Origin of the sequence: Nibribacter ruber (genome assembly GCF_009913235.1) — a bacterium.
GTDB lineage: Bacteria > Bacteroidota > Bacteroidia > Cytophagales > Hymenobacteraceae > Nibribacter > Nibribacter ruber.
In genome coordinates, this window is the sequence record NZ_CP047897.1 from 2,533,902 (window position 1) to 2,550,362 (window position 16,461).

At 50.7% G+C, this 16,461-nt stretch carries 14 protein-coding genes; 3 read left to right on the forward strand and 11 right to left on the reverse strand.

The genetic code is table 11. The features are described from left to right. Positions 1-349: 349 nt before the first annotated feature. The gene (locus GU926_RS10645; protein WP_160691658.1) at positions 350-1,861 is read left to right on the forward strand and encodes an NAD(P)H-hydrate dehydratase; all 1,512 of its coding nucleotides are present in this window, start codon (positions 350-352) and stop codon (positions 1,859-1,861) included. A gap of 64 nt (positions 1,862-1,925) precedes the next feature. On the opposite strand, the gene GU926_RS10650 is transcribed toward GU926_RS10645, so the two are convergent. From GU926_RS10650 to GU926_RS10700, 11 genes are all read right to left on the reverse strand, one after another. Further along, complete coding sequence (locus GU926_RS10650; RefSeq protein WP_160691660.1) at positions 1,926-2,774, reverse strand: UbiA prenyltransferase family protein; 849 nt, start codon at positions 2,772-2,774, stop codon at positions 1,926-1,928. A gap of 171 nt (positions 2,775-2,945) precedes the next feature. Continuing rightward, the gene (locus tag GU926_RS10655; RefSeq protein WP_160691662.1) at positions 2,946-3,506 is read right to left on the reverse strand and encodes an inorganic diphosphatase; all 561 of its coding nucleotides are present in this window, start codon (positions 3,504-3,506) and stop codon (positions 2,946-2,948) included. A gap of 48 nt (positions 3,507-3,554) precedes the next feature. Further along, positions 3,555-5,225, reverse strand: a complete 1,671-nt coding sequence (gene pafA, locus GU926_RS10660) for an alkaline phosphatase PafA (RefSeq protein WP_160691664.1) — start codon at positions 5,223-5,225, stop codon at positions 3,555-3,557. 198 nt (positions 5,226-5,423) lie between these two features. Further along, positions 5,424-6,314 (reverse strand): ATP synthase F1 subunit gamma, encoded by an 891-nt coding sequence (atpG, locus tag GU926_RS10665; RefSeq protein WP_160691666.1) that lies wholly within the window; start codon positions 6,312-6,314, stop codon positions 5,424-5,426. A 73-nt stretch (positions 6,315-6,387) separates the two neighbouring features. Then, complete coding sequence (atpA, locus tag GU926_RS10670) at positions 6,388-7,968, reverse strand: F0F1 ATP synthase subunit alpha (RefSeq protein ID WP_160691668.1); 1,581 nt, start codon at positions 7,966-7,968, stop codon at positions 6,388-6,390. Positions 7,969-7,970: 2 nt separating this feature from the next. Further along, the gene (atpH, locus tag GU926_RS10675; protein WP_160691670.1) at positions 7,971-8,528 is read right to left on the reverse strand and encodes an ATP synthase F1 subunit delta; all 558 of its coding nucleotides are present in this window, start codon (positions 8,526-8,528) and stop codon (positions 7,971-7,973) included. 68 nt (positions 8,529-8,596) lie between these two features. Beyond that, positions 8,597-9,094, reverse strand: a complete 498-nt coding sequence (locus GU926_RS10680) for a F0F1 ATP synthase subunit B (protein WP_160691672.1) — start codon at positions 9,092-9,094, stop codon at positions 8,597-8,599. Between the two features lie 122 nt (positions 9,095-9,216). Further along, a complete protein-coding gene (gene atpE, locus GU926_RS10685; protein WP_066506565.1) occupies positions 9,217-9,474 on the reverse strand; it encodes an ATP synthase F0 subunit C in 258 nt (85 codons plus the stop codon). A 36-nt stretch (positions 9,475-9,510) separates the two neighbouring features. Beyond that, entirely contained in the window at positions 9,511-10,593 is a 1,083-nt protein-coding gene (atpB, locus tag GU926_RS10690; protein ID WP_160691674.1) for a F0F1 ATP synthase subunit A, read from the reverse strand. 43 nt (positions 10,594-10,636) lie between these two features. Then, positions 10,637-11,020, reverse strand: coding sequence for a hypothetical protein (locus tag GU926_RS10695; protein WP_160691676.1), 384 nt, complete (start codon positions 11,018-11,020; stop codon positions 10,637-10,639). A 1-nt stretch (position 11,021) separates the two neighbouring features. Continuing rightward, positions 11,022-11,264, reverse strand: a complete 243-nt coding sequence (locus tag GU926_RS10700; RefSeq protein ID WP_160691678.1) for an AtpZ/AtpI family protein — start codon at positions 11,262-11,264, stop codon at positions 11,022-11,024. A gap of 314 nt (positions 11,265-11,578) precedes the next feature. Between GU926_RS10700 and porW the strand changes: the two genes are divergently transcribed. Next, the gene (gene porW, locus GU926_RS10705) at positions 11,579-14,155 is read left to right on the forward strand and encodes a type IX secretion system periplasmic lipoprotein PorW/SprE (protein ID WP_160691680.1); all 2,577 of its coding nucleotides are present in this window, start codon (positions 11,579-11,581) and stop codon (positions 14,153-14,155) included. Further along, on the forward strand, positions 14,136-16,454 hold the full coding sequence (locus tag GU926_RS10710) for a penicillin-binding protein 1A (protein WP_232058294.1): 2,319 nt from the start codon (positions 14,136-14,138) through the stop codon (positions 16,452-16,454). The genes porW and GU926_RS10710 overlap by 20 nt, the downstream gene beginning before the upstream one ends. Positions 16,455-16,461 lie beyond the last annotated feature (7 nt).

Here is a 16,461-nt window from a genome sequence, read left to right on the forward strand (position 1 = left end):
TAGAGATTGTAAACGAATACTGGTTTTACATCCTGATACAGCACTCTTTCTCCTTCATGAAAGCAAGGTAGTTGCTGGGGATAACACAACAACAGCTGGACACTAACAACAAGTGGAAAGGCAGGCGGCAAACAGGCAGGCAGAATGCCAACGTTCCTTGATAGATCGGCTTATGTCTGTGATTGAACACGCAAACCAGACTGACCAATACACATACACCATTCTCACCTTCCACGGCAGCCTCAACACCTCGCTGGCAAGTACACGTACAATGCGTAACTAGCCGTTGATACCATTGCCACGGTAATTGGTAATGAACAGCCAGCAACTAACAATCCACCAATTCTCTATGAAAATCCTTACCGCCGCCCAGACCAGAGAAGCAGATGCCTATACCATTCAACAAGAGCCAGTTTCTTCTCTGGACTTGATGGAACGGGCAGCGGCGGCATTGGTGGCGTGGCTCAGGCAACGGTATTCTGCCCAGGTGCCGTTTGTCTTCTTCTGCGGTCCCGGCAACAACGGCGGCGACGGCCTGGCGGCGGCTAGGCTTCTCTTTCAGGCGGGGTATGAGGTGCAGGTGTTTTTGGTGGAGGAAGCTGGCCAGTGCAAATCTCAAGACTTTACACAGAACCTTCAGCGGCTTCCTTCAGAGATTTCTACCCATACGCTTCAGGCCGGCTTTGGCTTTCCTGAGATGGAGTTTGGCGCCATTGTCGTAGACGCGCTCTTCGGGTCTGGGCTGTCCCGGCCTTTGCAAGGCGTGTATGCGCAGGTAGCGGAGGAGATTAATCAGGCAGGTGTCACCGTGGTGGCGGTAGATGTACCCTCGGGACTCTTCACAGATGCGCCCACGCCAGAAGACGCGGTTGTTGTGCAGGCTACCTATACGGTCACCTTTGAACGCCCTAAGCTGGCCTTTCTTCTGCCTAAATCAGGGGCGTGGGTAGGCGAATGGCACGCAGTCCCCATCGGGCTGCACCCAGAGTTCCTGCAACAGGTGGCCACGCCGTATCAACTGCTTACAAATGCTTACGTGAAAAGCCTGCTCAAGGCCCGGCAGAAATATGCGCACAAAGGCACATACGGGCACGCGCTGCTGATTGGCGGAAGCTATGGAAAGATGGGTGCCTTGGTTTTAGCGGCCAAAGCTGCCTTGCGCGCGGGAATAGGTTTGTTGACGGTGCAAATTCCGCAGGTGGGTTATTCTATTGTACAGACCGCCGTGCCAGAGGCCATGGCCCTAACAGATGCGCATGAGCTGCACTTTACCCGGTTCATGGGTCAGCCAGAGACGTATGAGTGTATAGGCATAGGACCGGGCCTGGGCCAGGCCGAAGACACCCGGCTGGCGCTTGAAAACTTATTCCGGCAGCATTTGCCGCCTTTGGTCCTGGACGCAGATGCCCTCAACCTTCTGGCCGCTGACCGAACCTTGCTCAGAACCCTCCCCCAGGACACCATTCTCACGCCCCACCTGAAGGAGTTTGAACGCTTGGCCGGTCCTGCCACAGATGATTTTCACCGGCTGCAGCTGCTACAAAGCTTTTGCCAGGAACACAGGTGCTATGTGGTTTTGAAGGGGGCGCACAGCTGCGTTGGCACTCCTACCGGCGATTTCTACTTCAACACCACCGGCAATCCGGGCATGGCCACCGGCGGCTCAGGAGACGTCTTAACGGGCATCTTGACCGCGTTGCGGGCGCAGGGACATAGTGCCTTAGAGACATGCTTATTGGGCGTGTATCTGCATGGCTTGGCCGGAGACCTGGCCGCGAAGGAAATGGGACAGGCTTCATTGATTGCTTCAGACCTAACTACTTATCTGGGAAAGGCATTTCTAGCTTTGGAGGCTAGTTAAATAGAGAAGACGTTTTTGGCTTGTTTTCCGGAAATCAGGCCAAAAACGAGGCTTTGGCAGATCATCAGATAAAGAGCCAGACCAACAGAAACTGCAGGAGCATCATGCCGTCTGCCAAGATGAGGTAATAGTAATACGACCTGCCTTCGCGGGCCTGCCACACCACCCAGGCGGCTCCTCCGGCTGAAAGTCCCAGCGCCAGCCGCACCTGCCAATTGATGCTGGCGGGGAGCAGGATGGCAAAAAACAACAGCGAGAGCATGGCTAGTTGCTTGGTGCGCTTGATTCCCCATTTGCCCGGGAACGTGACGGTCTCTGTGAGCTTATCTTTGTTGATGTCCCGGATGTCAAAGACCAGCGTGAGCGCGAAGATGAACAGGAACCTACGCACAAACAGAATCAGGCTGTCTGTGGCAAAAAGGTCACGGCCGGCTTCCATCTGGGGTAGCTGCACGGTAATGGCAGACCAGACATAGGCAATGAGAAACACTTTGAGAAAAGGAACATCGCGCAGCGGAATATACCCCTCGCGGTCTGGCAGCACGGGTATGGAGTACAGCCCCGCTACCACCATCAGGTGCAGCATGAACCAGAAGCTCAGCTCAAAGGCAGCCGTCCAGTAGAGCGCAAACACGCATAGGACGCTGATGGCAGCCATGGCCATTAAGACCAGCTTGTTCTGTTGCACCCAGGCCATGCGGGGCGTAAGTGGCACGTCCTGGTTGAATTTATAGGGCAGCAGGCTGTCTGCGTTGTACACAAAAAGCGTGGCAAAGAAGGCCATCACGCCCAGCCTGAGGGAGATGGGCATACCGCTGAGCATATAGGTCTCCCATACCAACGCTGCTGCGCAAACGGCAATGAACAGGTTGCTGAACAAGATAAAATCCAGGAGTTTCTGAAGTAAGCGCATGGGTATGGACAAGACGATGCCGCCTTTGTTCAGCAAGATACGTTGCTGGTAAGAAACCTGATAACTTGTTCTTCAATCTCTCCTGTTTTTGGTCACTTTTTCTGAAAACAGCCTAAATACGAAAGCGCCGCTCCCGTGACGGGGAGCGGCGCTTTTCAGGTTCTTGAGCAATTAGCCGTTGTTACGGAACGTCTCATCATAGAGCTTGATGCTGTCTTCAATGATACGGTAGGCATCCTCACGGCCCAGGAAGTTCTCCACCACCACTTGTTTGTTCTCCAGCTTCTTGTAGTCTTCAAAGAAACGCTGGATCTCCAGCAAGGTGTGCGGCGGTAACTCAGAGATGTCGTTGATGTGCTTCACAGACATGTCATTGGCAGCCACGGCGATGATCTTGTCATCTTCCTCGTCGTTGTCAATCATCTGCATCACGCCAATCACTTTGGCATCAATCATACACATAGGAACCACGTCAATGGAGCAAAGCACCAGAATGTCCAGAGGGTCTTTGTCGTCACAGTAGGTCTGCGGGATGAAACCGTAGTTGGCGGGGTAATGTACCGCTGAGAACAACACGCGGTCCAGTTTCAACAGGCCGCTTTCTTTGTCTAACTCGTATTTTGCTTTGGATCCCTTCGGGATTTCAATGATACCGGTTACTATGGCTGGCGCTTGATCGCCGTATTCTACATCATGCCAAGGGTTGCTGGCGGTTTTAGAAGTTTCTAACATACGTACTTTAAATTCTAAGCTATTTTAATCGTCATCGGCAGAAACAAATTATTTCTGCATGTATTGCTGTAAGGCTTTGCCGGTGGTGCCGTTGGGCTCCTGAATGTTCAACCAATGAGCCAAACTTGGGGCGATATCTGTGATGTGGCTGCGCTGAGAGCTTTCTCCCGCCGGTATCTGCCAACCGTACCAGAGCAAAGGAACGTGCGTGTCATAACCCCAGGGACTGCCGTGCGTGGTGCCCTTCGGCTCGCCGCGGCCGTAGCCCTCATACCAACCCGGCTGAAGCGTGATCATCACGTCTCCGGAGCGGTACGGCATGTAACCGTTCTCTACCAGCATGCCTACGCCGCCCTCCCAATGAGAGCGCATGAGGGCGTCAGCGGTGATTGAACGTAAAACACCTGGAAAACGCTGCACAAACCGAGCAGTTTCTTCTTGAATGGCCACCAAGTCTGCCTTCTTGCTTTCAATGACGGCGTGGTTCAGGTACACCTGCTGGTTCATGAAACTAGAGACCCAGTCTGCGGTCCCAAACTTCTGGTTCAGGTGCTTCTTGAGGGAATCTACCATCATGCCGCCAGCGGTGGTACCCGCCGGAATGCGCAGGCTTTTGAGATAGTTGGGATTGTGCGCCGCACCATGGTCTGCCGTCAAGAAAATGAGCACGTTCTCCTTGCCCAAATACCCGTCCAGGAATTTGAGGAAATCTGCCAAGTCCTTGTCCAGACGCAGGTAGTTGTCTTCTACCTCAATGGAATTGGGACCGTATTGGTGACCCACATAGTCTGGGCTGGAAAAGCTCAGGGCCAGAAAGTCTGTCACTTGCCCTTTGCCCATGTTCTCTGCCTTGATGGCTTCTATGGCGAACTCCTTGGTATAGGTATTCCCGAAGGGAACCGCGCGTAGCATGTCAAAGGTCTTGCCGCGCAATTCGGGCAGATTGTGCGGGAATACTGGTTTCTTCTCTCCTGCGAACAAGCCTTCAAACGGCTGGTCATCGGCGGTGCTCTCAGTGTATTGTTCAATAGGCAACAGCGTATTCCAAGGCTGGCTCAGGTACTGGTCGGCTAGTTTCCGGTTGTTGAACGCCTGCACCCATGCCGGAAGCTCCTGCATGTAGTAGGTGCTGGTAATCATGTTGCCGTTGCTCCCGTCAAACCAATAAGCGGCATTGGCAGCGTGCCCGGCCGGTAAAATAGAGCCGCGGTCCTTCAGGCTGACACCAATCACCTTGCTCTTTTGGTTGGTGGCCAGTTTGAGCTCATCTGTGATGGTGGTGGAGATCATGTTAACCGGCGACATTTGTCCTGCGGTAGACGTACTACCCACTGACTGAACCGTCTTGTCTTCGGCGCAGTAGATGTTTTTGCCGGTGGTTCTGTTGTACCAGTCATTGCCTACAATGCCGTGCATGGCTGGGGTGGTGCCTGTGTAGATAGACGCGTGCCCCGGCCCCGTGTAAGTAGGTACGTAGTTGTAGTGGTTGTTCTTAAAGTTGAACCCTTCGCGCAACAGCCGCTTGAACCCGTCATTAGAGTATTTGTCCCAGTAGCGGTACAGGTAGTCATAGCGCATCTGGTCCACCACAATGCCTACCACCAGCTTGGGCTGGCTTGATTGGTCCTTGCGAGAGCGGTTTCTTTTCTGTGCCTCGGTTGAGAAAGACAACAGTAAGAAGAGAAGAATCAGGGGGAAGTTGAAAAATCTTCTTTCCATAAAAGTGGAGGTTTGTTCGTTTTTGGGCTATTTCCCAGAAAACAGGTGAAAAACGAAGCAAAGATACCAGCGCACTGCACTTCTTGCGCGGTTAGGCTCAACGTTTTACAAATGATAACCTTGTGGTAACAGGCACCGCTCTAAAATGCGAAACGCCCATCTGTATGGATGGGCGCCGCAAATAAGGGTGAAATTGGTTTATCTACTGGCCGCGAGCGCCTCTGCACCACCCACAATCTCCAGGATTTCGGTGGTAATGGCCGCTTGACGCGTTCGGTTGTAGGTCAGTTTCAATTGTTTCAAAAGCTCACCGGCATTTTCCGTGGCTTTGTCCATGGCCGTCATACGGGCACCGTGCTCAGAGGCATTAGACTCCAACACCGCTTTGTAGATTTGAATCTTCAAAGACTTAGGAATCAACTGCTCCACAATCTCTTCTTTTGAAGGCTCAAAGATATAGTCAGAGTTGGCGTTGTTGGCCGTCTCTTCTTCGGTCTTCTCAGGGATTGGCAGGAACTGCTCTGTGCGCACAATCTGGGTAGCCACGTTCTTGAACTCATTGTACACAAGATCAATGCGGTCATACTGGCCCAAGATGAAGCCTTCCATGGCCTGTTCAGCGGCAACGCGTACGCGCTCAAAAGACAGGTTGTTGAAGACCGTGGTGTAGTCACCGGCTAGTGTGTAGTTACGCTTGGTAAAGAACTCATGTCCTTTTTTACCAATGGCCATAATCTCTACGTTGCCGGCAGCCTCTTGTGCGCTGTATTTTTCTTTAATCAAAAGGTTAGCCGCTTTCATCACGTTAGAGTTGAAAGCACCGCACAAGCCGCGGTCAGAGGTCACCACAATGATCAAAACACGCTGCACGTCACGCTTCTGTGAATAGATATTGGTGTCTGACTCTGCGTTTACCGTAGAGACGTTAGACAAAATACTGTTCAAGCGTTGTGCATAGGGACGCATACGGATAATGTTGTCCTGTGCTCTTCTCAACTTGGCCGCCGCCACCATTTTCATGGCTTTGGTGATTTGTTGCGTAGACCCAATGGAAACAATTCTATTGCGTACTTCTTTTAAACTAGCCATTAATAGTTAGTCAAATATGAACAGAGAAAGAAGAGCCTGCCGGGTGGGCAAAGCTCTTCTTCTGTTGAGTTAATTAGTTACGATATCTGGCGGTGATGTCACGAGCTACTTGCTTCAGCTCATTGGTCACGTTGTCATCAATCTTACCAGCTTTCAAAGCATCCAATACCGGACGGTGCTGGGCGTTCATGGTCATCAAGAACTCTTTCTCAAACGCACGAACCTCATTCACTGGCACATCATCAATCAGACCGTTGGTACAGCAGTAGATCATAGCCACCTGGTCTTCTACAGATACTGGAGCGAACTGTGGTTGCTTCAATACTTCTAAGTTTCTACGGCCACGCTCAATGGTCAACTTAGTAGCGGCATCCAGGTCAGAACCAAACTTAGCGAAAGCCTCCAATTCACGGAACTGCGCCTGGTCTAGTTTCAAGGTACCAGCCACTTTCTTCATGGACTTGATCTGGGCGTTACCACCTACGCGTGATACCGAGATACCAACGTTGATAGCTGGACGGATACCAGAGTTGAACAAGTTAGTCTCCAAGAAGATCTGACCGTCTGTGATAGAGATCACGTTGGTTGGGATATACGCAGAAACGTCACCAGCCTGAGTCTCAATGATTGGAAGAGCGGTCAATGATCCACCACCTTTCACCAAGTGCTTAATAGACTCTGGCAAGTCGTTCATGTCTTGGGCAATAGAGTCAGACGCGTTGATCTTAGCCGCACGCTCTAATAGACGAGAGTGAAGGTAGAATACGTCACCTGGATAAGCCTCACGTCCTGGAGGACGACGAAGCAACAGAGACACTTCACGGTACGCAACTGCTTGCTTAGACAGGTCATCATAAACTACCAAGGCAGGACGACCGGTATCACGGAAGAACTCACCAATAGCAGCACCAGTAAATGGTGCGTAGAATTGCAATGGAGCTGGGTCAGCGGCAGGAGCAGCAACTACTACGGTGTAACGCATGGCGCCACCAGCTTGTAGAGCGTTCACAATCTGGGCAACCGTAGAAGCCTTCTGGCCAACGGCTACATAGATACAGAAAACAGGCTCACCTCTGTCAAAGAACTCACCCTGGTTAATGATAGTATCAATGGCCACGGCAGTCTTACCTGTCTGACGGTCACCAATGATCAACTCACGCTGGCCACGGCCAATCGGAATCATGGAGTCAATGGCTTTGATACCGGTTTGCATAGGCTCAGTTACCGGTTGGCGGTAAATAACACCTGGTGCTTTTCTTTCAATTGGCATTTCGTATAGCTCACCTACCAATGGACCTTTTCCATCAATTGGATGACCAAGCGTGTTTACCACACGGCCTACCATGCCATCACCTACTTTTACAGAGGCGATTTTATTTGTTTTCTTTACAGTATCGCCTTCTTTAACGTTGCTGTAGTCACCCAACAATACCGCACCCACGTTGTCTTCCTCTAGGTTAAGAACAAGGGCCTGCAGACCGTTTTCGAATTCTAACAACTCACCAGATTGTGCCTTGGATAAGCCGTAGATACGAGCAACACCGTCACCAACTTGCAAAACAGTACCAACTTCTTCTAGTTCAGCCTCTGTTCTGAAGTTTGACAGTTGTTCTCTTAATATCGCTGATACTTCATCAGGTCTAACTTCTGCCATGATTATAGTTTAGTAATGTATGGATTTTCTTTAAACTTATTTTTCAACTTCTGCACCTTGGCGCGGACTGTGTTATCAATCTGCTCGTCACCAATGCGCAATACGTACCCACCTACTACGGCAGGGTTCACCACTTCTTTCAAATCTACTGTCTTGCCAGAGCGCTCTCTTACCATGTTCTGGAAAGTGGCGCGCAGCTCATCAGTCAATGGCACGGCAGTGGTCACCGTAGCTTTTTGAATGCCTTTGATTTCATTGTACTGGGTCACAAACTCTGTGGCCACAGTCTCTAAGATAGTCTCCCGGTTTTTCTGGGTTAAGATCTTGAAGAAGGCAAGGGTCAACTCGGTTACTTTACCTGAGAAAATAGAGGTAAGGATGGCAAGTTTCTTATCGTGTTTTACTATTGGGTTTTGCAACACCAGGTGCAAGTCGCGGGTTTCAGTGACGGCTTTTGTAAATAAAAGCATGTCTGCGTACACCTGCTCAAGCTGGCCTCTTTCATTGGCTAGCTCCAACAGTGACTTGGCGTATCTGGAGGCAACTCTAACGTCTGACATCTCTCTAGCGTGGTTTAAGGTTCAGGCTTCCTGTTCAATGGGCGGGAAGCGGCTCGCCTTTACCGGTCTTAGCTTAAGTTGGCGTCCTGCAGGTAGCTTTGCACCAGAGCACGTTGCGCCTGCTCGTCTTGTAACTCGCGGTTCAACAGTTTCTCAGCAATGTTGATAGACAAGGTAGCCGCCAGGTTTTTCACCTCGGTCAAAGCCGCCTGTTTCTCATGACCAATGGCCTCACGGGCGTTTTCAATCATGCGCTGTCCTTCTTCGTTTGCCTTGGCACGGGCTCCTTCAACTAATGAGTTAGCCGTTTCAGTAGCTTCTTTCAAGATGCGCTCACGCTCAACACGGGCCTCATTCAAAAGACGCTCGTTGTCAGCTTTCAAAGACTGCATCTCTAGCTTGGCTTTTTCAGCCATCTGCAAGGCGCTGTCAATAGACTGCTCACGTTCGCGCAGGGCGGCCATGATCGGCTTCCAGGCAAACTTAGACAACAAGAACAACACAATCAGGAAGGTGATTGCTTGCCAGATAAGTAGCCCTAGATTTGGAGTTACTAATGGATTCATTTCTTTCTATTTAAAGTCTTGGAGGGCAATAACCTCTAATAACGTATATACTCTACTAACGCTCTTTTATCACTTCACCCGTCAAGACCAATCGTCAGGACGGGTGAAGGATAGAAATCATCTTACTTGATGAAAGAGATCAGAAGGCAAACAACCACCCCGAAAAGGGCAACACCTTCAATAAGAGCAGAAGCAATAATCATTGCAGTCTGGATCTTACCACCGGCCTCTGGTTGTCTTGCAATAGACTCCATGGCTGAACCACCGATTCTACCGATACCAAGACCAGCGCCAAGAGCAACTAAACCAGCACCGATACCGGCACCCATGATTGCGAAACCTGCGCCTTCTGACAAAGCTTGAAGCAATAATGCTAACATAATTGTAGGTATATATAGTTAAAAAAGAAATTCAGATTAATGATGTGCGTCTACTGTATAAGGAGCATCGCCGTGGCCCATGTCATCATGACCGTCATGCTCTTCTACCGCACCGCCAAAGTACATGGCAGACAGCAACGTGAAAATGTACGCTTGCAGTAAAGCCACAAACAACTCCAAAAAGTTCATGAAGGTAGCAAAAGCTACACTCACCGGGCCAATGGCCACTGATTGGAAGATAAAGATCAAGCTAAACAAAGAGAGGATGATGATGTGACCAGCCGTGATGTTGGCAAAAAGTCGAACCATCAAAGAGAAAGGTTTGGTAAAGATACCAATCACCTCTACCAATGGCATGATGGGAATACCCCACTTCAACCACCACGGAACGCCCGGAGTGTTGAAGATGTGACCCCAGTATGATTTGTTACCGCTGAACACCGTGATCAACAAAGTAAACACCGCTAGGATCAACGTAACCGTAATGTTACCCGTCAAGTTGGCACCACCCGGCAACAAGCCCAACATGTTGTTGAACCAGATAAAGAAAAACACCGTCAGCAAATATGGCATGTAGCGCTCATATTTAGGACCAATGTTAGTCTTGGCAATCTCATCTCTTACAAAGATGATGATGGGCTCAAAGAAAGACTGAATGCCTCTTGGCGCTCTGCCTCTGTTCTTTTTGTAAGCACCGGCAATGGACATGAATACCAAGAACAACAAGAACACACTCAGCAACATAGAAGCCACGTTCTTGGTAATGGAAAGATCAAAAGGGCCTACATGCTTTTCTTCGCCGTTTACCAATTCTGTTCTTGGGTGACCGTTGGCGTCTGCATAATAAATATGCCCATGCTCCATCACGTAGCCGTTGTAAGGCTGCAACTCATGGTTGGCATTGTAGAAGTTAGACGAAGAGAACACATCCCAGCCGTTTTCACCGTTTACAATGACCGGCAATGGAAGCACCAGACCGTCAGCGAAGTGCCATGTGTAGTCATCACCAATGTGGTGCATGATCATGTCGCCGGGCTTGAATTCCCCACCTTCAGTAGATTCTGCCGCCTGGGCTGAAAAAGTAAGAATAGAAAGCAGAAAAACGAATATCTTCTTCATTAAGAGCGGTTTAAAAGTAACGTGCCTTAGTTGACACATTCCCCTAGAATTGCTTTTTTGAATTTTGGCGCAAGTTACTCAACAATGAGTAGATTTCAAATCCGGTATAGATAAAATAAAGCACGAAAAAGTTGAACACGAATTGGATTACCCGCTCCTCGTTGAAATATCTATATATAAAAATTGCTATAATCACGAACACCATACGGACGCCCATGGACGCGTAATAGTAGGCGTGCAAATGTTCCTGATCGTGCTTTAAGCCCATATGCGCCACATAATGCGCAAAGCCAGTCACAAAGACAAAGAAGCCCACCATCCACCAGATGAGGGGATGCACGTACTCGTTTCCGGCAAAAGCGATGAAACCGCTGGCCACCATAACCACCAAACCGGTAATCAAAACCAGTCCTCTAATAAAATTCACGCTAATCTTTTTTAGTCAGTGACACGATGACCAGATACATAGAAGCGGCAATAGCCACCAAAAGCAGACCCAACGTCCACCATGGAGTAGCGTTCCCAAAATGGGCATCTAACTTGCGTCCGCCCAAGGCTGCCAGCACCATGATGCCAATCATCTGAAATGCCAGCCCAGAATACTTAAGGTAGGGCTTGGCCGCCTGTGACTCTTGACGCGATTTCTCTGTAGGTTTATTTTCTGGCTCCATAGTGTTTGCTTGGACAAAGGTACAAAAGCATCTTAAATGGTAAGGTCTTGTAAATCTTCCGTTTTTGGGCTATTTTCTGGAAATCAGGCCAAAAACGACAATGGCATACCTATCTCTGGCGTCTGCGCGTTATCTATCTGCAGGGCATTTGCGTACTAGGGTAGCATGAGCGCAAAAAAGCGTAAGTTTGTTTATGAACAAGTGGCCTGGGCTCTTGGCTTCTGCTTACGTTCTTCTGCCTTTAGAAAGACAGATTGCCGGTAAAATATATCTAACCCTGCACAGTTCTACTGTTGTTCCAATTCTCCTATACGTTGAAGCTGACACGTTTCTTTGTCTATTCCCTTCTGTTTGCCCTGCTGGCTGGTTGCTCCGCTGAGAAGAACGGCCCCGTGAGCCGCGCCTTCCATAACCTGAACGCCCGCTTCAATGGCTACTTTCTGGCCCGGGAAAAGATGCTGGAGGTGGAAACCAAACTGGCCGCCGCCACGGTCAATGACTACAACCGCATTCTGGACGTGCTGCCGCCCCTGGACACGACCGTGCTCAAGACCCTTCAGCCAGATTTAGACGAGGTCATCAAGCGCGCTTCTTTCCCCATTGCCCGTCACCCCAAGTCCAGGTGGGTAGATGACTGCTACGTACTCATTGGCAAAGCCCGTTATTACCAGGGAGAGGAGGCTGAAGCCATCAAGACCTTCCGGTATGTGCAGACCACCAGCAAAGACCGCCACGCCAAACACGCCGCCCTGGTGTGGCTCATGCGCACCTATCTCAGAGCCAAGGACTATGACAATGCCACCTCGGTGTCAGAATTATTCCGGAAGGAGCGCATGAACGAAGACAACGGCCGCGAGTTGTTGCTCACCCGCGCCCAGCTGGCCAGTGAACAGAACAACCTGCCCATCATGATAGAAAACCTGGAGCGCGCCCTGCCATTTGTTGAAGCGCGCGACGAGGAATCCCGCGTGCGGTTTATTCTGGGTCAGGCGTACCAGGCCACCAACCAGGATGCCAAAGCTTATGAACAATTCGCGAAGGTGCTCAAGAAGAACCCGCCGTATGAACTGGGTTTCTATTCTAAACTAAGCCAGGCACAGGTCACTGAATTGAAGGACGTAACAGAGCAGGATAAGGTAGAAAGCTTTCTAAACAACCTAGCCAAGGATGAAAAGAACAAAGAGTACTTGGACAAAATCTATTATGATTTAGCAAAGCTGGAACTACGGCAGCAACAGTATCCGGCCGCTTTGGAATACCTGGCCAAATCTACCAAAGCCTCCACCAGAAACCGCACCCAGAAGGCCTACTCTTATTTATTGGCAGGGCAGATTCATTATGAGCACTTGCAGGAGTACAAACTGGCCCAGGCCTACTATGACAGCACGCTCCAACTATTACCGCCCACTACGCTGGGATATGACGAGCTAGCCGACAGACGCACCGTACTCACTGCCTTTACCCAACAGCTGGAGATTATAAGAACCGAGGACAGTCTGCAGGCCCTGGCGCAGTTACCGGCCGCAGAACGCACCCAGCGCATTGCCCAGCAGATTGAACAAGAGCAACAAGCCAAGGCAGAGGCGACCACTGCCGCTACTAACAGACCAAGCTTCACTTCCGCGGGCCCTGCCCCCGCAGGTGGGTCGGGTGGCACCTGGTACTTTGACAACCCGGTAGCCATGGCCAGTGCCAGAAATGACTTCTTACGTGTATGGGGGGAGCGCCCGCTGCAGGACAACTGGCGCCGGGCCACCGCGCTTTCCATGGCAGGCGGTCAGCTCCCTGATGCCACCGCGGGCGCGGGCGTAGACAGCACCGCCCTGGCAGCCGCCAATGCCCAGAAGCAGGAAGCGTATGCTCAGGCCATTCCTCTTACGCTAGAACAGAAACAAGCCTCAGACAAAAAGATTGAAGAAGCCTTGTTCACCCTAGGCAACATCTACCAGCAGCGGTTACGTGAACCGGAACAGGCCGCCAAAACATTCCAGCAACTGTTACAGCGCTTCCCTGCTTCTGCCCACGCCTCTGAGGCCTATTATAGTTTGTACGTGCTAGCTCAGTCACAGAAACAGGCTACTCAGGCTGCCCAATACGCCCAGGCCTTGAAAGAACGCTTCCCCAACTCCAAATACAGCCGCCTCATTGATCAACCCGATTTCCTGACCCAGTTCACCGCAGAAAATGCCGCGGCCCATGCTCTATATGACTCCGCTTACCAGATGTACGACCGTGAGGAATATGCGCTGGCTTCTGCCGTTTTAGGCGAGATTTCTCAAAAATACCCCGGAAACGACATTCCAGACCAAGTCGCTTTCCTGGCTGCACTCATTACCAGCCGCACCCATTCTCCTTCAGACTTCAAGGCTGCGCTGGAAGGCTTCCAAAAACAATTCCAGGACAGTCCTCTCCAGGCCAGAGCTGCAGAGCTGCTGGCAGTGCAACAACGCCTAGAGAATGAACAGGTGGCCAAACCAGAACTACCTGCCGCCGCACCACCCGTTGCACCAGCGGCCGAGGCTCCCGCTTATAAAGTTGATTTGGCTGCCCCACACGCGTTTGTGCTTGCCTATCCCAATGACAGTCTGGCAGCGAAGACCATGGTCACTGCCCTGCAGGCCTACGCCACCCGCTATCATGCCAAAAAGAACCTGACGGTGCAAGTAGTGGCCCTTACAGACAGCGCCCGCCTTATTGTAGTACAGCCATTCTCAGACTATAAAGCCTCAGACCAATTCTCCCGGTTGCAGAAAGCGCGCAACTCACCACTGGTTACCGTAAAAGGCCCGAAATTTGCTACCTTTGTTATCTCCGCAGAAAACCTACTGTTACTGCAACAGCTCAAGGATTTACCTGCGTACCTAGCCTTCTTTGAAAAAAATTACCAATAGTATGTTCTCGTCGCCTAATAGCACGTACCGGAAAATCATTTCGGGGCTGTGGCTTTGCTTTGCTGGAGGATTCATCTTCTTCGTCCTGTACGTTTTTGCCGTAAGCATCAACTTCCTCAACCTGTTTGGTGACCTGCCCGACTTGAAGGCTCTGGAAAATCCCAAGAGTGAACTGGCTTCTGAGGTGTATTCAGAGGACGGAGTCCTGCTGGGGAAATACTTCAGAGAGAATAGAAGCCCGGTCACGTATGAGCAGCTGCCTCAGCACTTGGTAGACGCCCTGGTCGCTACCGAAGACATTCGGTTTGAGGAGCATTCAGGTATTGACTTCAAGGGAACCTTGGCCGTGCCTTACTATCAGTTGACTGGCAAGCAAGACCGTGGTTCCAGTACGCTCACCCAGCAGCTGGCCCGTAACCTCTTCAGGACCCGTAGTGATCTAAACGATGGTTTGCTGAGCAGTGTGCCCGGTCTGCGCATGCTTATCATCAAGACCAAGGAGTGGATCATGGCCATTAAACTGGAGCGCTCTTACACCAAGAAAGAGATTCTGTTAATGTACCTGAACACCGTAGACTTTGGCTCTAATGCCTACGGCGTGAAAGTGGCCGCCAAAACCTTCTTCAACAAAGAGCCAGAGCAATTGACCGTAGAAGAGTCCGCCACTTTGGTAGGTGTCTTGAAAGGACCTTCGTTTTACAGCCCGGTGGGCAATCCTGAGCGCTCTGTGAGCAGACGCAATACGGTGTTAGACCAGATGCTCAAGTACAATTACATTGATGAGCCCACGTATCAAGCCAGTATCGCCAAGCCTCTGAAGCTTGATTTCAACGTGGAGAACCAGAACAAAGGCCTGGCCCCGTACTTCCGGACGGAGATGGGCAAGTTCCTGACCAAGTGGGCCAAGGAGAACGGGTATGATCTGTATTCAGATGGTCTGCGTATCTACACCACCATCAACTCGCGCATGCAGAAACACGCCGAGGATGCCGTGGAAGACCACATGAAGACCATGCAGAAGATCTTCTTCCAGCAATGGAAAGGCAAGAACCCCTGGATAGATGAGAATGGCAAAGAGATTAAAAACTTCTTGTCTACTCAGATTAAACGCACCGCCCGTTATCAAAGCCTGAAGGAGCAGTATGATGACAATGAAGATTCCATCAAGTACCACTTGAATAAGAAAGTGCCCATGCGCGTCTTCTCCTGGAAAGGCGAGATTGACACACTCATGAGTCCCATGGACTCTTTGCGGTACTACAAGCACTTCCTGCATGTTGGTTTCATGGCCATGAACCCATTGAACGGACACGTGAAGGCGTGGGTAGGCGGTGCCAACTACAAATACTTCAAATATGACCACGTGCAGCAGGGCGCGCGCCAGCCGGGCTCTACGTTTAAACCGTTTGTGTACACAACGGCCATTGAGGCTGGGTATTCACCTTGCTATGAAGTGGTAGACGCCCCTGTGACCATCATCAACGAAGATGGCGTTCCCTGGACGCCTAAGAACAGTGATGGCGTCTTTACCGGCCGCAAGTTCACGCTACGCCAGGCCCTGGCACTTTCCGTCAACTCCATCACCACGTTCCTGATGAAGAAGCTGGGTCCCGAAGCCGTGGTGAACACTGCCCGCAGATTGGGTATTACTACTCCGCTGGAAGCGGTTCCTTCTTTGGGCCTGGGCTCTAGTGACGTTACCTTGTTTGACATGGTGGGCGCCTATGGTACGTTTGTCAACAAAGGCGTCTGGACGCAGCCGCAGTACATTCTGCGCATTGAAGACAAGGCCGGCACCGTGGTGCAGGAGTTTGCCCCTAAGACCGTAGAGGCCTTGAGTGAAGAAACGGCGTACCTGATGGTGCACATGTTGCAGGGCTCAGCAGATACCCGCGGCGGTACAGCTTATTATGGTCTCCGGTTCAGGAACAACCTTAAGAATGAGATTGGTGCTAAAACCGGTACCACCTCTAATTACTCAGACGCATGGTTCATGGGCATTACCCCTGATCTGGCGGCGGGTGTATGGGTAGGCGGTGAAGACAGAAGCATCCACTTTAGAAGTGCCGCTTATGGTCAGGGAAACAAGCTGGCCATGCCTATTTACGGAGCCTTCATGCAAAAAGTATACGCAGACAAATCATTGAACGTGTCTAAGGCTCCTTTCCCTAAACCAGAAACCCCGCTTTCTACAAATATCAATTGTGGTGCCGTGAATGCTGCACCCGTTCTTCCTGATTCCGTACAACAAGACCAGGTTTTGACTATACCTAAAGAAGTAGGAGAAGAAGAGATTTAAGGGAGAA

What these genes read in the sequence shown, in the direction of transcription:
- atpA (WP_160691668.1), bottom strand. Translation starts at nt 7,968, where the DNA reads ATGGCAGAAGTTAGACCTGATGAAGTATCAGCGATATTAAGAGAACAA.
- GU926_RS10700 (WP_160691678.1), bottom strand. Translation starts at nt 11,264, where the DNA reads ATGGAGCCAGAAAATAAACCTACAGAGAAATCGCGTCAAGAGTCACAG.
- atpH (WP_160691670.1), bottom strand. Translation starts at nt 8,528, where the DNA reads ATGTCAGACGTTAGAGTTGCCTCCAGATACGCCAAGTCACTGTTGGAG.
- GU926_RS10650 (WP_160691660.1), bottom strand. Translation starts at nt 2,774, where the DNA reads ATGCGCTTACTTCAGAAACTCCTGGATTTTATCTTGTTCAGCAACCTG.
- pafA (WP_160691664.1), bottom strand. Translation starts at nt 5,225, where the DNA reads ATGGAAAGAAGATTTTTCAACTTCCCCCTGATTCTTCTCTTCTTACTG.
- atpE (WP_066506565.1), bottom strand. Translation starts at nt 9,474, where the DNA reads ATGTTAGCATTATTGCTTCAAGCTTTGTCAGAAGGCGCAGGTTTCGCA.
- atpB (WP_160691674.1), bottom strand. Translation starts at nt 10,593, where the DNA reads ATGAAGAAGATATTCGTTTTTCTGCTTTCTATTCTTACTTTTTCAGCC.
- GU926_RS10645 (WP_160691658.1), top strand. Translation starts at nt 350, where the DNA reads ATGAAAATCCTTACCGCCGCCCAGACCAGAGAAGCAGATGCCTATACC.
- GU926_RS10680 (WP_160691672.1), bottom strand. Translation starts at nt 9,094, where the DNA reads ATGAATCCATTAGTAACTCCAAATCTAGGGCTACTTATCTGGCAAGCA.
- GU926_RS10655 (WP_160691662.1), bottom strand. Translation starts at nt 3,506, where the DNA reads ATGTTAGAAACTTCTAAAACCGCCAGCAACCCTTGGCATGATGTAGAA.
- atpG (WP_160691666.1), bottom strand. Translation starts at nt 6,314, where the DNA reads ATGGCTAGTTTAAAAGAAGTACGCAATAGAATTGTTTCCATTGGGTCT.